Origin of the sequence: Bacillus pfraonensis (assembly GCF_050768835.1) — a bacterium.
GTDB lineage: Bacteria > Bacillota > Bacilli > Bacillales > Bacillaceae_G > Bacillus_A > Bacillus_A pfraonensis.
The window spans coordinates 141627-160098 of the sequence record NZ_JAHCDO010000009.1; the positions used below are offsets into that span (position 1 = coordinate 141627).

The following is an 18472-nucleotide window of genomic DNA, read 5'->3' on the forward strand; positions in this document are numbered from 1 at the left end:
AGTTGTTTAGGTGCTTTCTTTTGTAAATTAGGGATAGAATAATAGGATAAGCGCGGAAGAAATAGTAAGAAAGTATAGTTTTGGAGGCTAGAATTACCAGAGTCTTTCTTAAACTTTAATTAAAAATACAAAAGTGCACAAGACAAGTACTTGAAAAAATTAATTAAAAAGATGCTACAAACGTTAATTTTAGTAGAAAGGGTTATTTACTTTTCAACCACTTATCCCTAAGCAATTCCTTATCTTCTAATAAGTTGTTCTTAGCTAGTTCAAAACACACTAACCAAAAATTCTTTTGCCACTTTGAACAGTCTTCCTCGTAATCCGTAAGCATCTGAAGCATACAGTATGAATCAGATGGCTGAATATGAATCATATCATTTTTAAAAAATAAAGCTGTAAGACCATGTTCAATAGATAGCAAGCAATTTTTATGAAATGAAATTGCAAAGTAAGCATAGTTGTCCTTCGTATAGTCAGGTAAAATCTCAAATGTAGGGGTTCCTAAATAAGAATGGATTTCTTCCATACTATTAAAAGTAATAGGGCTAAAGGAATGGTCATTTTCATTGTATATTTCGTATCTCATTAAATCTTTAAATTGCAATTCAAATAGAGCATTTAGTATATTTTCATAAATAATATCAAAGTGTTCCTTTAAATAACATAGCGTATTGTAAGCTTCTTTTGTTAAAGGTTGATTACTTTCTAAATACCCATCTATCTCAATGTTTTTTTGTTTAAAAAACGAAACAGAACAATTTACGTTTATAGATCCATCCCAACAGTCGTGTTCTTCGGAAAACTTAAAATTGTCTACTTTGTATAACAACATTCACACCTACCTAATTAAATTTTGTTATTCATAATTAATGCTTCTTATTAGCGAAGTTTAACGGCAAAATAAATGAGTTGACCAATACTAGTTTTCTATTCTAGAAAGAAAAGATAATAGATTTAAAGCAATTAAAACCATAATGTACCCCCCATTCTTTCATAGTATAATTGCAAATCGATAAAGAATGGGGGTTATAAATATACTCATTCATCTAAAATCGGCAAGGATACCCCTACTTCAATCGTGTGAAGGGCGATAGCCCAACGATAAGTGGGGGAAGAATTGCCGGCAGATACGGTATGATACGTTGAAAATCGTAAGATTCTGTACCATAACAAGTATCTGAAACTTCCACCTTGCTTCCTCCTTTCTCTATTTAAGTTGTTTGCTTTCACTAAAAATCTGTTACAATTTAATTAGTAAAAGGCGGTGAAAATAATGCCTACAATTACTGCAAAAATAAAAATCCATGTTTCCGATAATCAAGCTGAAAGTCTAAAGATAACAACGAACGCTTACCGCAAGGCTTGTAATTGGTTATCAAAACACATATTTGAAACAAAGAACCTTAATCAAGTAAATCTCAATAACTTATATTATTCTGATTTGCGAAATCAATTTAGGTTAAAAAGTCAAATGGCTCAATCTGTGATGAAAACTGTAATTGCTCGTTACAAGTCGGCTAAATCAAATGGACATGAATGGTCTTTGATTGGCTTCAAACTTGCAGAATATGATTTAGTCTGGAATCGAGATTACTCACTAACCAAAAACCAATTTAGTGTAAACACGCTTGAAGGTCGCCTAAAACTAAATTATGAGCGTAAGGCTATGAAGAAATACTTCAACAGCACTTGGAAATTTGGTACTGCTAAATTAGTGCATAAGTACAAAAAGTGGTTCTTACATATTCCGATGACAAAAGAGTACCAAACATTAGATTTCGCAGATGTAAACAACATCGTTGGTGTTGATTTAAGAATCAACTTCCTTGCAACCACTTATGATAGTCAAGGCAAAACAACTTTCTACAACGGAAATATTGTTAAACATAAGCGTGGTAAATTTAAAGCTACTCGTAAGCAATTACAAACACGACAAACACCATCTTCTCGTAAGAAATTAAAACAAATTGGCTCAAGAGAAAACCGTTATGTAACTGATGTAAACCATCAAATTACAAAGGCACTCGTTGATGAATACCCTAGAGGTACTATGTTTGTTTTAGAAGACTTAACAGGTGTTCGTTCTGCGACAGAAAAAGTGCGAGTGAAAAACCGCTATGTTTCTGTGTCTTGGGCTTTCTATCAGTTCCGTCAAATGCTTGAGTATAAAGCTGAATTGAATGGACAAAAGGTAATTGTGGTAGACCCCAAATATATTTCCCAAACTTGCCCTAAGTGCGGAAACATTGAAAAAGCGAATCGTAATAAAAAGCTACACACTTTTAAGTGTAAAAATTGCCAATACCAATCAAATGATGACCGTATTGGTGCGATGAATCTACACCGTAAGGGAATTGAGCATATCGGTGTAGTTACCACAGGAGTATAGCTCTTGTGGTAGGGGCGAAGTCAACCGTCCTTATGCTCCACCATACTAAGGTAGGAGAGCATTGCTCGTTCGTACTACTGGGTAGGAATAAGCGTAGTTGCTCTCTATGAGGGGAGAAGCACTGTCGAACTCCGACAGACGCAAGCCCCCACTTCAAACGACCCGTAAGGGTGTTAAGTGGCGGGTTGTTGACTAAAATTATAACTATTTAATGGAAGCAGCAGAACAAAATAAATATAGAAGAACATCTTTTTTATCGAGATGTTCTTTCTTCCTTATACCTAAATTAATTCTTTCGTTATATTATTGCGCTTCATCTTCAGGAATTAAAAAGCTTATATCATACTCATCTAACTTCTCAAGTAATGCTTCTCCATCGATTTTCAATAAATTCATATGAATATTAAATGGTATAAATCCAGCACGTTTATTAACTCGATACAGCCGTTGTCCTTTTGAAGGTATAGAGGCGATATATCGATCTTCAACATCATCTTCCATCACAATTCCTAAATACTTTTGCCCTTGGATTGCATAAGGTAAAACACCGTATACATCCTCCAAAGCAATTTTTACAGGATATTTTGGGTTGTTAATAATTGTAATGTATTCTTGCTCTAAAATGATAGCTGGTTTTTTCGTAATCATTTTTTGGATAAATTTCCAAAGCGCAATTAGTACAACGAATGCAAGAGCTCCAAATAAAAATCCAACTATGAAATTAGGCTCCTCAGATGAAAATGCATACATAACAAAAAAGAGAAACATCACTTCAATTACCAAAGTCAAAAAAAATAATCCAACTACTTTTCTCTTTGATTCATAAATATCATATCTTCTCATACGATTCCTCCATTTTCTAACAATCTACCGGTAATGCTTTTTCATGTCTTGGCACAACTAATACATTTGCAAACACCACCAATAACTTTTCTTTCAAATATATTAGTTGGTACTTGTCAATTGAGGCTTCAATTGACTTTCTCAAAAATTGGTATTTATATATCATATCATGAAAACATTCATTACTTACTTTGTTTACCCCGTATTAACGGGGAAGTAGTAATATACCCACCTCGAAATTCGACGAAAGCAAAGAAGTTAGGCGGGAGATAAATTGTCCGTAAAAGCCCGATTGGTGAGAGCTAGTAATTAGTGAGGGATGAAGAAAATCCCTGCTGATTAAAGTTTCACTTTATCTCTAAACCAAATCTTCAATAATTGTTTTAAGTAAATATAAAGTTTTAAAAGAAACGTATGTTCGTTTTTTGGAGTGGTATGATATACTAATAATGTAAATATATTCCGTATTTTCAAAACGGAAATTTCAGATATATGCAAAAATGAGTGTTATCATAATTATATGATGTAACTACCTACAAGTTGTAGTGATGAACAGGGAGGCAGAGAGGATGGCAGTCAGTACATTTCAGTTGTTTCAACACCTTAATATGACAGGGGAACAAGAAGAATTAGCGTTACGTTACTTGCAGACGAGGGATGAAGAAGTTTTAAAACATATAGAACAAACGACGATTCGCGAAAATAAGCGTAGTGATTTTGCTTGGCAGTTTATGAATGATTTTAGGAAAACGTATAAGCAAGATTCAGGTTATTTTCGGTTATTCTATCATTTGCTTGAGGATCAACTGTTGAATGTTCTTCTCGTGCGCTTTTCATATATGAGTTTTCCAGATATAAAGGTTTATTTCGAAAAAAGCGATCTTTCATTTGATAGACTTGTAGCATTTGCTTGTAAATATTTAACGAATCTTTCGCGTTCTGTAAATGAAGCGGATGTTTTTCTTAGAGAATTAATAAGGGAGAATCCGAGGTATATAGAAGAGCAGTTACAAGTTATAACAGGACAACAAAAATTACTTTTACTTCTAGTTATGTTAGATGCAGATTATGAGAGATTTCTACCTTATCGTTCTTTACTGGAAGATGAATTGCAAGAGCAAGCGGAGTATATATTGAGGTTAAGCGGAGCAGAAGAGAAGGTTGAAGCAGCCAAAAGGTACGTTCGAGGTGAATCTGTTAGTAAGGTGTTTGCTGGTGGGTCTTTACCTGATTTTACTTGGCAGCAAATTTTTCGTTTGTATACGCATTCGGATGTTGCAAGAAGATATATGGAATTGTTAGTGAAATGCTCTGTTAAAAATTTTATGAATTATGCAATTTCGCATGTCAGCCATACTCTTGAACAGTCTGGAAATTACAAAAAAACAAAAAGTTTTTATGCACAATTATATGAAACAACCCGAGATTTGTGTGAGCAATTCGGTATTCTAGAGGAAAGATTTTTCGCATATCGCCTTGCGCAGCATCAGTTAGGTGTTGTTGATTTTGATCGCGTATATGAATACCAATTGTTGCTTCAAATGGTGGAAGAACAATCAGAATTTGTACAACGTACACTGCAATATTTAAGGCAAAGTCATTACCTTTTTGTATCAATGCTTTTAGCGGAAAAAGGGTACGAGCTACATAAAAATAGAGTACGTGAAGAGTTTTTAACGGTTGTCCTTCAAACGAAATCATCTGACATACGTGGTACATATCGTAACTATTTATTAGGAAATGTATCATTTGAGGATATGAAGCGATGGTTCGAAAGTTCGAAGTTTAGAAATAATTACTGGAGAATGCCGGTTTTAGAAATTGCATTACTTTGGGATATAGAGGAAGCGGCAAAGAGAGAAGCAGCTCTTACGCTTCAACTTGGGAGAAATTACAGCTATCACTATAGTTTATACGAACTTCTGCAGCGGTATGCTGCGATGGAGAACTCACCAGAACAGGTGCTAGAAGATCTGCTTTCCTACGGTTTATCGATGGAGAAACTCGTTTCTTATTCTATTGAACAAGCTTTCGGGCATAGTGAGAAGCGAGATAAGGCGACGGAGGCACTCGTTCGTTTGTTTGTAAAAGAACGGACATATGTAACGGAGAAATTCGCGGAGTATTCTGCAGATGAACGAATTTTTATTTTGGATGAGTTGGCAAAGGATAACGCCGTTCAGACGCGTGATCTTCTCATTCAAAGCCTTGGGGATTCTTCTAAAAAAGTACGTACCGCTGCAGTTGAACTTCTTACAAAAGATATAGAAGCTGCAGAGGATGTAGCAAAGGAATTAAATCATAGAAAGAAAGTTGTACGCGAACATGTAATGCAAACACTTTTATATTATAAAACTGACAAATATACAAAACTTGTACAGGAAGCATTACAAGAAAAGAAAAATGCTTCTTTGATGGAGAAATTTGCTCCATTGCTTGATGAGGGGGACTTAGAAGGAGCATCAGGTAATATTGAAGCGCTTTGCGCGCGTATTTTAACGCCGCAAAAAAGGAATGCACTTGTGCAGTGGCTCGGGTTTGAACCACAAATTCGCCTTCGTGATTCTGAAGCAATTGCAGATGCAATGATTCCTCTTGCATATTTCCAGCAGTACGTATCAGATTCTGTTATTGAGAAGAAGGAAGTGGCAGAAGTGATAAGCGCCGCTCTTAACGAACAAGACTTGAAAGAAAATATACAAGCAATTTACCAACTTTGGATTTCTCAAGGTGCGGAATCGAAGAAACGCGGCATTCTTTCGCTGTATGGCATTTACAGTGATGATGAGATGGTGATGCAGCTTAAAAAGCAGATTGATGAGTGGGCACTTGGTATGCGCGGAGCTATTGCTGCTGCGGCCGTTCAGGCGCTAGCATTGTCTAAGTCGCACATTGGGCTTATGTCTATTCATGCGATGGCATTTAAGTATAAACATAAGCAAGTGCGTAATGCTGCGAAAGAAGCGCTGAGTCTCGCTGCTAAAACGCGTGGTATAACAGAAGAAGAATTAGAAGATCAGCTTGTTCCAGACCTTGGTTTTAATAAACGCGGTGAAAAAACAATTGATTATGGCAATAGAACGTTTATTGCTTATTTAACTCCAAATTTGAAGATTGAGTTAAAGACGGAAGAAGGAAAACGACTGAAGTCGCTTTCGAAACCAAATGCAAAAGATGATGCGGAAAAAGCAGAGGAGGCTAAGGCGGAGTTATCCTCTATAAAGAAACAGCTCCGGACTATGATTACGATGCAAACGCAGCGTCTTGAAACAGCGCTTTCTCTTAATCGCTATTGGTCACAACATACATGGCAGTCTCTGTTTGTGGAAAATCCAATTATGCAGCAATTTGCTATCTCGCTTATTTGGGGTGAATATAAGAAAGGAAAGTTGCTTGCGATGTTCCGTTATATGGAGGATGGCACGTTTAATACAATTGATGAAGAAGAGCATGAGCTTACACCAGATACCGTTATTGGTTTAATTCATCCACTAGAATTGTCCGAAGAGGAACGGGAATTATGGAAGGAACAGCTAGATGATTATGAGGTGACTCAGCCATTTCCGCAAATTGACCGTGAAGTATTTCAGGTTGAGGAAAATGAGGAAGTTACTGTGGAGAGGTTTGCTGGTACTCAGATCAATGGCCGTTCACTGTTTGGTAAGATGACGAAGTACGGATGGAGTCGTGGATCAGTTCAAGATGCCGGTGTATATTATACATTCTATAAAGAAGATACTCGCGCTGGATTAGGAGCGGAGCTTGCGTTTGAAGGGACACCGGTTGGATATGAAGGCGAGGAGGATGTGTGCGTATTTGAAATTCAATTTTACAAAGCAGGAACGGTGAGCCGCGGTTCATATGATTACGACGAAATTGATCATGAGAGACGCGTTTTACCAAAACAAGTATCGGAACGCTTTTTCAGTGAAATTTTATATGATATAAAACGGGCAACAGAATCGAACCTTGGCCGTGATGAAAACTGGCGCAGTAAGCGATAAGAAAGGAAATGACATATGCAGTCTATTAAACCATTAATGGAAGAATTATATGAAATAGAATTGAATGCGTTAGAAGCGAATGATTCGTTTCCCAAACCACCTAACTGGCGATTGTCACCGCGTGCCGTTCGTACGTTTATTATCGGACAAGAGGAACCGCTTCTTTGGGAAGGAAAAGAAGCGGAGATTAGTCGTAAGTTTTATGGGAATGATGCGCTTGTGGAACGTGCGATTGTTACATTAGCAGGGAATCGCGGGCTTATGTTAATTGGAGAGCCAGGAACAGCAAAGACGATGCTGAGTGAGCTACTTTCTGCCGCAATATGCAGAAATAGTCGCAACACTGTTCAAGGAACAGCTGCTACGATGGAAGATACGATTAAGTATTCGTGGAACTATGCACTTCTACTTGCGAAAGGACCTGTAAGAGAGGCACTTGTGCCAGGGCCTCTCTTCGTTGGGATGGAACAAGGGATATTAACTAGATTTGAAGAATTGACGCGCTGCCCGCAGGAAGTGCAGGATTCATTAATCAGTGTTCTGAGCGATAAGGTGCTGAATATTCCGGAGTTTGGAGAACAAGGAATTCTTACGGCAAAGCCTGGGTTCAATATTATTGCCACGGCCAACACGCGCGATCGCGGTGTGAATGAAATGAGTAGTGCATTGAAGCGTCGTTTTAATTTTGAAACGGTGCATCCAATTAAGGATGTAAAGCTTGAAGCAAAAATAATAGAGTCACAAGTAACACGGTTATTAGGAGCGTCGGGCATCACGCCAGAAGTGGATAGGGCGGTTGTTCAGCTGTTAGCGACTGTTTTTCATGAACTACGTGAAGGCGTAACTGCTGAAGGGAAACGAATTGATCAGCCATCTTCTGTAATGAGTACTGCAGAAGCCGTATCTGTATATTATCAAAGTGCAATGGATGCGTACTATTATGGAAGCGGACAAGTGAAAATGGATGCACTTGTTCGGTATTTGTCGGGCACAATTGCGAAAGAAAACAAGGATGATTTAGAAAAGCTGCGCAGTTACTTTACAAGCATCGTTAGGGCGCGAGGGCAAGTAGGAGGAGAGGTATGGAAGTCGTTTTTCGAAGCTCGCAATCAGCTGAAGTAAATGCATGGTTTCAAAGAGCTTACAATTTAGATCACAACGTCGTATATGTGCCGATTCGCCATCATAGTCCTGCGTGCTCTTTTCATGTACAAAAAATCGTTGCATTATATAAACCGGATGCGATTCTTATAGAAGGACCGATAGATTGCAACCCTCTTATTCCGCATATTGTGAGTGCAGAAAGTGAGGCTCCGATTTGTATATATTGCAGTTATGATGATAAAACGGATGTGCTTGAAAGAGGAGAGAGTGGAAAGTACCGTGCGTACTATCCCTTTCTCAACTATTCACCGGAACTTGTTGCGCTGCGGGAAGGAGCTGCAAAAAGCATTCCTGTTTCATTTATTGATCTTCCTTATAAAGAATATTTATTTTTAGAGAAAAATGAGGAAGAGCATGGGAAGTATGACGAACAATATTTTCAGCATAGTCAATACGTTCGCATGCTTTCGGAAAAAACGGGGTGCCGAAACTTTCATGAATTTTGGGAGAAATATTTTGAGTTGCAAGGCTTTCATATGACAAGCGAGGAGTTTGTCCGTCAGCTCTTTCATTATTGTTATTATACGCGCGTGGATTACACGCAGGAGATGTTGATAGAAGACGGATGCGCAGCCAGAGAGATACATATGGCAAAGGAAATTGAAAAAGCACGTAAAGTATATGACAAGGTGCTCGTTATTACTGGAGGCTTTCATGTGAAAGGGCTTCTCGAATTGGAAGGAAAACAGAAAAAACTGCCCAAAAGTCCATTGTCTAAAACATATGCAAAAAACTATCTTATGCCGTATTCCTTTTTGGAAAGTGATCAGACGCATGGTTATGAGAGTGGTATGCCTGCACCTGCTTTCTACCAACATATTTGGGAGAACAGGGATGAAGCGGTAGCTGAGCAATTTATGATACGAATTGCTCGGCAGCTAAAGGCAGAAGGAATATCAATGGCAGATGAGATTGAGGCTGCGCGAATGATACGTGAACTTGCACTGCTTCGGGGAAAGATGCAACCTGGATTGTATGAACTGATGGATGCAGTGAGCAGTACATTCGTGAAAGGTGAGATATTCTCGGTAGATAAGCCTTTAACGGTGCTTCAGAAGAGTTTGCAAGGGACAAAGCGCGGAAAATTGTCAAAAGAAGCGGATGTACCGCCGCTCGTACATGATTTTCGTGCTTCTGTTCGTTCATTTCGCCTTCCAGCGCGTTCTACTGTACCACATGAGACGATTCTTGACATATATAAGAAAGAACGACACCAGCGTTTAAGTCAATTCTTTCATTGCCTCACTTTTTTAGGAGTTCCGTTTTGTGAGAAGTTGCGCGGTCCTAATCTTGCGAGAAAGCAGAACATCAATCTTATGCGTGAAACTTGGAAATATCGTTTTTCAGCACAAGTGGAAAGTGCTCTGATTGATTTATCTGTGTATGGTGGAACTGTGAGGGAAGCCGCACAGGAAATGCTAAGAGCAAAGCTGCACAAGGCAAAGGGACGGGCTGGAGAGGTGGCCCTTTTATTGCTAGAAGCCTACTTAAGTGGTTTATTTTCTGATTTCACCTTGTACAACCCGTTTATAGATGAAGCAATACAGGCGGATGGAGATTTTGCTTCAATGGCAGATTGTGCTTACTATTTATCACAAATAGAAAAAGCAAATCAGCAAGCGAATCATGCTAGACATAAAGCACTTTCGTTATTTTCTGTTTTAGATGGAGGCGAACCAGCAATTATTGCGGAAAAGCTTATCGATTTGTACACAATGCAGCCTGCAGACCAGCAATTTATTGAAGCGCTGGAGCTTTATTTGCAAAAGGAAAAACGAGAAAGCCAAGTAGAGGGAGCGGTATTTGGGCTGTTAACTTCTTTAGGGAAGCGGAAAATCGATGAGGTCATGCAAGTGGCAGAAGGATATTTTTATGGAAGTGGCGATATGCAAAAACAAGCCCCGATATTTTTGAGTGGTTTGTTTGCTGGCGCAAAAGATATCTTTTTATATAACGAGTCACTGCTTGATGGAATGTCCCATGTTCTAGAAGTACTTGATGAAGAGACATTTTTACAAGTGTTGCCGCATTTACGCCTCTTGTTCAGCCAATTCACGCCGCTTGAGGTTGGTACGATTGCTAGACAGGTTGCCGGGTTATATGGTGCCACAGAAGAAGTGATAAAAGAAGAAGCGATTTCAGAAGATGTGCTGGCGTATGCAATGCAGTTAGATCGGAAGGCACGTGAGATTTTAATGAGACGGGGGCTAGAAGATGGAGAATAACATTTCTTTAAATCGCTGGCGTCTTGTCCTTGGAAAATATGCGGATGACCAAATTACATTTCAGGAAGAAAACCGTGCATACAGAGAAATGGATGAGGTGCTGGAATTTTTATACGAACGGGAACGCGGAGAGGAACGTGGCGGGTCGCTGGATCCCTCTCAGTTAACAATGCCTACTTGGGTTTCGAAAGTGCGGGAGTTATTTCCGCAAGAAACAATTGAAATTATGGAAAATCATGCGCTAGAGAAGTATGAATTAACGGCTCTATTACAAGAGAAACAAACGCTTGAAAAAATGGAGCCGAATATGAATTTATTAAAATGCATTTTACAATTTAAAGATTATGTAAAACCGGATGTATTGGATACAGCTAAGCGTATTGTAGCGAAAGTTGCCGAGGAGTTACGTCGTAATTTAGAGCAAGAAGTGAAGCATGCTTTAAGCGGTAGACCGGATCGAAATCGCTCTAGTCGCGTGCGCACGATGCGCAACTTTGATTTTAAGAAAACGATTCGAAAGAACTTGAAGCATTTTGACAAGGAAACAAACACCATACATATTGAAAAACCGTACTTCTATGCTGCGACGAAGTATGTTAGCCCATGGCGTGTGATTCTCGCAGTAGACGAGAGTGGAAGTATGATTGATTCTGTTATTCATAGTGCAGTTATGGCTGGCATTTTTGCAAGCTTACCGACGATTAAGACAGATTTGTTCATCTTTGATACAGCTGTTGTTGATTTAACGGATCGTATTGATGACCCGGTGGAAACACTTATGAGTGTACAGCTTGGGGGAGGAACATATATTGCTCAGGCACTGCGCTACGCAACGAATAAAATCGAGATGCCTCATAAAACAATTGTCGTGCTTGTAACGGATTTATATGAAGGTGGCAGTTACAATGAAATGTACAGAGAAGCGATGAAGATTGTAGAATCAGGAGCAAAATTGATTGTGCTTACTTCTCTTGATCCGACTGCACAGCCTTTTTATGATAAACAGGCAGCTAAAAAAATGGCGGCGCTCGGTGCTCATGTAGCAGCATTAACACCAGGGAGGTTGGCACAATGGATCGCAACAATCATTTCTTAAATGTTCTTTCCTCTATTGATGAAACATACTTAATCGCCATGTTCAACAAAGGAACATATAAGAGAGCAATGAAGGATTTGGCTGCCGCAACAAATGTCAAAATGGACGTAGAAGAGGGGGCAGCGCAAATACATCTTGGTGATGGAATTACTGTAACGTTTACGGGTGATATACGCAGTTACTCTTGCACGTGTGAAGCCCGTTCGATTTGTAAGCATGTCATTATGGCTCTATTAGAAGCAAAGAAGATGTACCAAGGTGAAGAGAATATAAAAGTTGATTTCTCTGCTCTTTTGAATGTGGACGTTCGCAATATTGTCTCCGAAAAAATGTGGGCTGAAATAATGTTCCGCGAAACATTTCAGCAAAAGTTTGTTTTAGAAGAAGAGGGTGCTTTAATTGCGTCCTTCCCAGAAGAGAATATAACGGTTCGCTTTCTGACAGCTGAATCGGTAGCGGATGCGATCTGTACGTGTAAAGCAGAGGGAATATGACGGCATAAGGCAGAAGCGGTATACTGGTATCAAAAAGAGAAAGGAATTTCGCATGAAACGAAACAGATGCAACCTCTTATCATTGCGACGGATAAGCTATCTATTTTCAAAGAGATGATTGAGCAAGTTGTTCACTTTGGATTAACGCGGCTTACTGAAAATACAATCTATGAAATAGAACAACTTTCTGTAAAAGCCCGTTCTTTGAAACTAGCAAAGCTAGAAAATTTATTTCGTAAGCTTGGGGCCGATATTAGGCTATACCGGATGAAACATGCATCTTTTCAAATGGCATCCTATCGGCAAACGCTGTCCGCGATTTATGAATACATTTTGTTGCTAGGGCGCCACCATCTGCAAGAGAGTCCGTTTCGTTCGGAATATTATGAAGTTCCACCACTTACTTTGCATGCTTTTGGTGCATCCGGCTGGCAAACGAAGTCCCGTTATGTTGGTGTGACGTATTATTTCTATAACCGAGAACAGGAAAAGTGGATCACATACACGCAGTCGCGCCCTATGTTTTATGAAGGGAGTAGCACAACTCCTGAAGAACTCCATGAAAGGCAAGCACCATGGGCGATTGCAGGGAAAGGATACGAACTATCTCGTTCATCTTTCGGGTTGAAGCAGGCAAAACTTAACGCTGATTTTCAATTGTCATCTAGCTCACAGACAGTAGGAGAAGTGGAAGGAAAAACAAATGTGGCAGAGTGGAAATCTCTCTTTTTAACCTCATGGGAAGAACTACTAAAAAAAGTAAAAGAGAACAGGTTAGAGGCAAATAAACAAGGAGTCTTTTGTATCGAAGTTGCTGAAATAGGAGAATGGGAATTTCAGAAGCAAGAACAAAAATGGATCCTACCTCTTATCGATAAGAATGGTAAAGTATTGCAAATGCAAATGATGAAACGACCAGAAAATGAGCGGATGATTCGAATTGTAAAAATATATTTGGACTCGTTACATGTAAAGAAAATGCTAGTCCATTCTTATCAAGAAGGAACAAAGCTCGTTGTTACACCTGTCATCTTGTATACAGAAGCAGGTGAAATTATAAATATTACACTCAATGAAGGAGAAACGTTCTATGATAAAGTTAGTACAAATAATCGATGAATTAGAACAACTTCTAGATGAGATGCTTATTTCAGGAGCGGGGAGTATACCACTTTCTTTGTTCCATGATATAAAACGAGAATGCGAAAAGTACGGTCTTTCCTATGCTGCCGCGCAGTTGCTTATTATAGAAGAAGAGAGAAACAAGGCCCGCTTTCTTCATAAAGAAGAAACAAGCAAATTGACAGAAGCATTTTGTAAGTTGCAGGAATATATTCAAGTTGTAAAAGCTGAAATGCTACATATATGATTTAGCTTCGGACAAGACGTATTTTTAGTCACTTCTTTATGATTTAGTCGCTCATAAAGAAGTGATCATATTATAAGTTCTTCAGCAGATGACAAACCCATGCATGTAATAAAAGAAGCCCCATATAAGCCCATTCCAAGCCTCTTATAAACCACTACCAAGTAATAAATCAATTAAATAAATAAAAGAAAAACAACTACAAGAACAAAAAGAATTACAAAAAAACAACTACAAGAAAATAAAAAAGTAACATTCTCGTATTAGTAAAAAAATATAAAATAAATTCACCAAATTCCTTCTTGTAATCCTATATATAGTAAGGAGTCACCAACTCTATATTTATCACTAAAAGGGCGGGAGGAAGAAACATGGGAGTATATCGGAGTGTACAGATAAATTTTTGGCAAGATGAGTTTGTACTAGATTTAACGCCAGAGGAACGTTACTTTTATATATACTTGTTAACATGTTCGAAGACGAGACAATGCGGAATTTACCCACTGCCACTACGTTTGGTAGAGATGGAAACGGGGTATAATCGTGAAACAGTTGAGAAGTTGTTGCAGCGGTTTGTTACGTATGGAAAGATATTATATGACGCGAAAACGAAGGAATTATATGTTCTAAATTGGTTGCGTTATAATCCTATTACGAATACGAATATAGAAAAGTGTGTGTTACGTGAATTAAAGACTGTGAAAAATATAGAGTTTGTACATATGTTTATTCAAAGATGCCTAGAGGAAGAATTGAATATTCCGCTATTGCTAGAGTATTTCGGAATGCCGATTGGAGCATCTGATGTGATTACGCAAGAAGTTGTTCAAGATTGTGGGCGGGAGGAGAAAGTAGAAGAAGTAGAGGTTAAGGAAGAAGTAAATTCCGGTAGCAATGTATTCGCATTTTATGAACAAAACTTCGGTAGTTTGTCATCTTATGCAGTGGAAATATTAAGTGAATGGATGGGGAAATTATCAGAAGAGCTCGTATTAAAAGCACTCCAGATTGCATATGAAAATAATAAGCGAATGCTTGCTTATGTGAAGGGGATTTTACGAGATTGGCATGGGAAAGGATATACGAAGCTCAGTGAAGTAGAGGAAGCAGTAGTGAAATTTCGAAAGAAAGAGCCGTCTCTTCTTAATGAAACGGAGGAGTTTTTGAAGGAATGTGAAGAGTGGGAGAAGAATGTACCATCTGAGGAAGAATTACAGAAGTTCTTGCAGGAAGAAGGGTGGAAGCCGTGAGTCTAGGCGGAACAAGTGCAACAAAGCCTTTGGTAACCGATTTTAGAGTATTACAAACAAAACTTCTTATCAATGAAAAAGTAAACGAAGTAGACTATCAAGATGTTGCGATTTGAATAGGGTGGAGTGATATAAAGATAGCTTAGCGTTTTCTTTTAAAATATGAAATTGATGAAGAAAAGAAGGCACTCAATTATATTATGTATAAAGAGTTTTAATTTATATTGAAATTTGAATAAAGCATGAGGTGAATGAATTGTTTACAAAAGATACATATATTAGCTCGGTAAAAGAAAATCTTGAAAAAAATTCAGAAAGGTTGATTAAAAATATAAGAAAAATTCGTAGTTTTAATTATTACATTAAAATAGAGTTGCTAGATTTTATGATTTTTATTGGATCATTTGATCTTTCTATCATGATGTTTTCTATGAATAGAGAAGCAGGTGAAGTTTTTTATGAAGGAAATGATAGTAGTGTTTTTGCAGGAAGTCATGAATTACTCGAACGTATATCATACTATAACCTTTCTGATGATCAATCAGACGAGTTCTGGGAGTTTTATGAAGAAAACGATGAGATCATATCGGCAGATGAGGAAAAAATCATCGTGGAATGGTTTGTTGATTGCTGGAATAAAGCAGATGGAGGAAGTATAAAATTCCCCGCCTATTGTGGTTTTCATGATGCTAATCAATCATTTGACTTACAGAAAAATATATGGGTTTCTGATGAGGAAAAGTGGTGGGATTAAAACTCAGAAGATAAAGGCGTATTTTTAATGAGAATAAAAAAAGATTCAGTGATTTTTCCGTTACCTTCTGAAGACTTAATATTTAAGAAAGAAAAGGCTTGGAGAGTTGAATTACCGCTAGATTATAAGAATTTTATAAAACTGCATAATGGTGGGCTTCCAGAAGAGAACTCTTTTATTTGTAATAATCATAGTTACGCAGTTATTCGGTTCTTATGTATCCTTGAAGCTCCAGAACATATTGAAAGTGGCATGTTTGATATTGATGTAATATGGTCTCGATTTGATGAAAGGCTTACAGATGATGGGGATTTACTAGGAGTAGCTTTATTGCCAATTGCTGTTTTGTTTGCTGGTGATGTTTTATGTTTAGATTTTCGCGAATCAAGAAATAGTCCTACAGTTTGTGTGTGGGATCATGAAAATTCTGCTGAGCTTGAGCCAGTAGTTTATCATGTTACAGATACTTTTCAACAGTTTCTGGACATGCTTCATTAATAAATCTTAGGTTGCTATTCACCAAAACAATAATCGGCAAAGTTGTCTAGTGAATGATAAGTAGTATACATATAGAGTCTATCTAGAATACGGATTTTACAATTGATATTCATTATGCTATACAATATTTTTGGTTATAAAAGGGGATTTAAACGATGATAAACTGGAAGGTTCATATATCGGCAATGGTAGCGGTGAAACAGGATGTGGAGCAAATATGGCCACATCACTTTCCGGAGGTTGGAGCAAATGAGGCAGAGATCTGCCTTGTTGAGAAAAAAATAGGATACAAACTTAATCAAAAGTATAGAAATTTTCTGAAATATGCGAATGGCTGGAAAGGGTTTTATCAAACAGTTGATTTATTTGGGACAGAACAACTTAAAACAACAATGCATTATGCAGAGAAATTATTAAATGCAATTGAGGAAGATATCTTAAAGGAAAGTGGTGTTTTTAGAAATCAATTACTGCCAATCGCAGTCACTGAATTTGACAGAGATTTATTTACATTATGTTTGCCAAATTCTTCTACGCCTGGAGCGGTCGTTTGGTTTGCTGGAGAGGAAATAGATCGATTTGAAAATTTCGAAGAGTACTTTTTAAAGATGATTGATTATAACCGGGAAGAAGTATTTGTTTTAAGAGAGTAGCAGATAATAAAGTTTCATTAACAGATTTAGGGTATCACAGAATAGAGAAAAATGATTTTTTATTGAAAGAGGACTTGTTGTTTATATAAACTAGCTCAATCACGTTAAAGTAGGAGGGGATTAAGTGATTACATTAAGACCGATGAATAGAGAAGAATTTCAACTATACATTTCTAGTGCAATTGAGAACTATGCGAAAAACAAAGTGACTTCAGGAAACTGGAGTGAAGATGAAGCAATGAATCTATCTAAAAAAGAATTTTCTAGACTTTTACCTAAAGATGAGAAATCTGAGCTGAATTACCTATACTCTATTTTTCAAGACCAACAACTAGTCGGAATGATTTGGATTGCAAAAACATCAACTACAAATCCAGATCAAGGCTATATTTTTGATTTTATAATCTATAAGCCACACCAAGGACAAGGGTATGGTAAGCAAGCAATGAAAGAAATTGAAATTATTGCTAAAGAATTAGGAATGAATAAAATTGGTCTTCATGTTTTTGGACATAACAAAGTTGCACGTAGGTTATATGAACAGTTAGGTTATGAAATTACAAATATAAATATGGTGAAGGCTATCTAAAAAAGGAACTGTATAGTGTATCAAAGTAACGTTATAAAAACTTATATGTAACTGAAATATAAAGCGCTCATTTTGATCAACCTTTTTTCAAGTTGAGCGTTTCTTTTTATTGTACAATCAGTATTTGTAGCTATTTAATAATTAAACTCTATGCTAAACCAATATTCTAGAGTATTTGTAATATAAAAAAATTAAGAAGTATTAAAATTATGAACATCATAATATATGATTGTTTTATGTTAAATAATTAATGGAGATTATTCCGTATTTATTAGTGTTACTTGAAAAGTAGGATGAAATAACAGATACGTCGATGATCATAAGAGATTCTATTGACTTTTTTATAAACTATCAAGAGGTGATTGGAGAAGAAGCAAGTGTAGAAGAGATTGGGGAATTTTATCTTAATTACACGAAAAACTGTGATATGGAAAAATATTATTTCTATCAGAGTCCGGTGTTTCCTGGAGATTTAACAAAAAAACTGTTTGAAAGAGTAATAAGAGCAGCAAATCATGAAGAACCATTAAAAATGGAGTTGATACCATCCTTATTATCAATTTGGACAGGAGAGAAAGTACCTGCTGATTATCATACGATAATTCGTAATGATAACTATAAAGATTTTGTAGCTTATATAGATGCTATCTCGAAAAGAGATTGGGAAAGAGGGCAAAAATATTTTTATGGGTTTACGTTAGCATAGTGGTTGAAATGATGGAATAATAGAATCTTAATTGAAGGAGGGAAGTAGATTTGGTTACTGTAAATCTAGTAGTGCTTCATGATTCGAATTCTAATAAATATCTTCCTTTGATTAGAAAGAAAACATCTAAATCGATAAGTGAAATCAAACAAAATATGAAAACAGAACGACCTGTAATGGAATGTAACTATAGTGATGCAGATTAATTGAAATCGTTAGTGAAATTTGCTGAGGAATTACTTTCAATGGGAGCAAGTATAAAAGTTTATGAAGATGGAGAATGGATTACACTTGAGATGGTAAGAAACTTAATTGGGACAATAGAAGGAGTTGCAAAAGACAGGGAAGCAATTGATAATGTAATATTTGGGGATGATTTCGATGAATAGTAGTCCCAAAACAAATAAAAACTAGCAAATTTCATTTTGCTAGTTTTTA

14 protein-coding genes and 2 pseudogenes are annotated in these 18472 nt (G+C 37.1%); 14 read left to right on the forward strand and 2 right to left on the reverse strand.

The window, feature by feature from the left end:
* Positions 1-202: 202 nt before the first annotated feature.
* The gene (locus KFD70_RS10630; RefSeq protein WP_336452318.1) at positions 203-835 is read right to left on the reverse strand and encodes a DUF6985 domain-containing protein; all 633 of its coding nucleotides are present in this window, start codon (positions 833-835) and stop codon (positions 203-205) included.
* A 441-nt stretch (positions 836-1276) separates the two neighbouring features.
* Here KFD70_RS10630 and KFD70_RS10635 point away from each other — a divergent pair, with 441 nt between their 5' ends.
* On the forward strand, positions 1277-2392 hold the full coding sequence (locus KFD70_RS10635) for an RNA-guided endonuclease InsQ/TnpB family protein (protein WP_336452317.1): 1116 nt from the start codon (positions 1277-1279) through the stop codon (positions 2390-2392).
* Positions 2393-2695: 303 nt separating this feature from the next.
* On the opposite strand, the gene KFD70_RS10640 is transcribed toward KFD70_RS10635, so the two are convergent.
* Positions 2696-3235 (reverse strand): STM3941 family protein, encoded by a 540-nt coding sequence (locus KFD70_RS10640; RefSeq protein WP_336452316.1) that lies wholly within the window; start codon positions 3233-3235, stop codon positions 2696-2698.
* Between the two features lie 569 nt (positions 3236-3804).
* On the opposite strand from KFD70_RS10640, the gene KFD70_RS10645 reads away from it, so the two are divergent.
* The 13 genes and pseudogenes from KFD70_RS10645 to KFD70_RS10705 all read left to right on the forward strand — a co-directional run bounded on the left by KFD70_RS10645 (position 3805) and on the right by KFD70_RS10705 (position 18423).
* The gene (locus KFD70_RS10645) at positions 3805-7239 is read left to right on the forward strand and encodes a DUF4132 domain-containing protein (protein ID WP_336452315.1); all 3435 of its coding nucleotides are present in this window, start codon (positions 3805-3807) and stop codon (positions 7237-7239) included.
* 15 nt (positions 7240-7254) lie between these two features.
* The gene (locus KFD70_RS10650) at positions 7255-8361 is read left to right on the forward strand and encodes an ATP-binding protein (protein ID WP_336452314.1); all 1107 of its coding nucleotides are present in this window, start codon (positions 7255-7257) and stop codon (positions 8359-8361) included.
* On the forward strand, positions 8322-10628 hold the full coding sequence (locus KFD70_RS10655; RefSeq protein WP_336452313.1) for a DUF5682 family protein: 2307 nt from the start codon (positions 8322-8324) through the stop codon (positions 10626-10628). Before KFD70_RS10650 ends, KFD70_RS10655 begins: the two co-directional genes overlap by 40 nt.
* A complete protein-coding gene (locus KFD70_RS10660; RefSeq protein ID WP_336452312.1) occupies positions 10618-11724 on the forward strand; it encodes a VWA domain-containing protein in 1107 nt (368 codons plus the stop codon). The genes KFD70_RS10655 and KFD70_RS10660 overlap by 11 nt, the downstream gene beginning before the upstream one ends.
* Positions 11700-13337, forward strand: a pseudogene (locus KFD70_RS10665) (hypothetical protein). The gene KFD70_RS10660 and the pseudogene KFD70_RS10665 overlap by 25 nt, the downstream one beginning before the upstream one ends.
* Complete coding sequence (locus KFD70_RS10670) at positions 13309-13587, forward strand: hypothetical protein (protein ID WP_336452311.1); 279 nt, start codon at positions 13309-13311, stop codon at positions 13585-13587. Before KFD70_RS10665 ends, KFD70_RS10670 begins: the two are co-directional and overlap by 29 nt.
* 368 nt (positions 13588-13955) lie before the next feature.
* Positions 13956-14834, forward strand: a complete 879-nt coding sequence (locus tag KFD70_RS10675; protein WP_336452310.1) for a DnaD domain-containing protein — start codon at positions 13956-13958, stop codon at positions 14832-14834.
* A 247-nt stretch (positions 14835-15081) separates the two neighbouring features.
* A complete protein-coding gene (locus tag KFD70_RS10680) occupies positions 15082-15588 on the forward strand; it encodes a hypothetical protein (protein ID WP_336452309.1) in 507 nt (168 codons plus the stop codon).
* A gap of 27 nt (positions 15589-15615) precedes the next feature.
* The gene (locus KFD70_RS10685) at positions 15616-16086 is read left to right on the forward strand and encodes an SMI1/KNR4 family protein (RefSeq protein WP_336452308.1); all 471 of its coding nucleotides are present in this window, start codon (positions 15616-15618) and stop codon (positions 16084-16086) included.
* Positions 16087-16241: 155 nt separating this feature from the next.
* Positions 16242-16739 (forward strand): SMI1/KNR4 family protein, encoded by a 498-nt coding sequence (locus tag KFD70_RS10690; RefSeq protein WP_336452307.1) that lies wholly within the window; start codon positions 16242-16244, stop codon positions 16737-16739.
* 124 nt (positions 16740-16863) lie between these two features.
* Positions 16864-17328, forward strand: a complete 465-nt coding sequence (locus KFD70_RS10695) for a GNAT family N-acetyltransferase (RefSeq protein WP_336452306.1) — start codon at positions 16864-16866, stop codon at positions 17326-17328.
* Positions 17329-17578: 250 nt separating this feature from the next.
* Positions 17579-18034, forward strand: a pseudogene (gene imm47, locus KFD70_RS10700) (Imm47 family immunity protein); the annotation flags it as partial.
* 206 nt (positions 18035-18240) lie between these two features.
* Positions 18241-18423 (forward strand): hypothetical protein, encoded by a 183-nt coding sequence (locus KFD70_RS10705; RefSeq protein WP_336452305.1) that lies wholly within the window; start codon positions 18241-18243, stop codon positions 18421-18423.
* Positions 18424-18472 lie beyond the last annotated feature (49 nt).

Bases quoted from the DNA above. Each gene is read 5' to 3' on its own strand.
- KFD70_RS10630 (WP_336452318.1), bottom strand. From the start codon at position 835: ATGTTGTTATACAAAGTAGACAATTTTAAGTTTTCCGAAGAACACGAC.
- KFD70_RS10645 (WP_336452315.1), top strand. From the start codon at position 3,805: ATGGCAGTCAGTACATTTCAGTTGTTTCAACACCTTAATATGACAGGG.
- KFD70_RS10670 (WP_336452311.1), top strand. From the start codon at position 13,309: ATGATAAAGTTAGTACAAATAATCGATGAATTAGAACAACTTCTAGAT.
- KFD70_RS10635 (WP_336452317.1), top strand. From the start codon at position 1,277: ATGCCTACAATTACTGCAAAAATAAAAATCCATGTTTCCGATAATCAA.
- KFD70_RS10690 (WP_336452307.1), top strand. From the start codon at position 16,242: ATGATAAACTGGAAGGTTCATATATCGGCAATGGTAGCGGTGAAACAG.
- KFD70_RS10675 (WP_336452310.1), top strand. From the start codon at position 13,956: ATGGGAGTATATCGGAGTGTACAGATAAATTTTTGGCAAGATGAGTTT.
- KFD70_RS10660 (WP_336452312.1), top strand. From the start codon at position 10,618: ATGGAGAATAACATTTCTTTAAATCGCTGGCGTCTTGTCCTTGGAAAA.
- KFD70_RS10685 (WP_336452308.1), top strand. From the start codon at position 15,616: ATGAGAATAAAAAAAGATTCAGTGATTTTTCCGTTACCTTCTGAAGAC.
- KFD70_RS10640 (WP_336452316.1), bottom strand. From the start codon at position 3,235: ATGAGAAGATATGATATTTATGAATCAAAGAGAAAAGTAGTTGGATTA.
- KFD70_RS10650 (WP_336452314.1), top strand. From the start codon at position 7,255: ATGCAGTCTATTAAACCATTAATGGAAGAATTATATGAAATAGAATTG.
- KFD70_RS10655 (WP_336452313.1), top strand. From the start codon at position 8,322: ATGGAAGTCGTTTTTCGAAGCTCGCAATCAGCTGAAGTAAATGCATGG.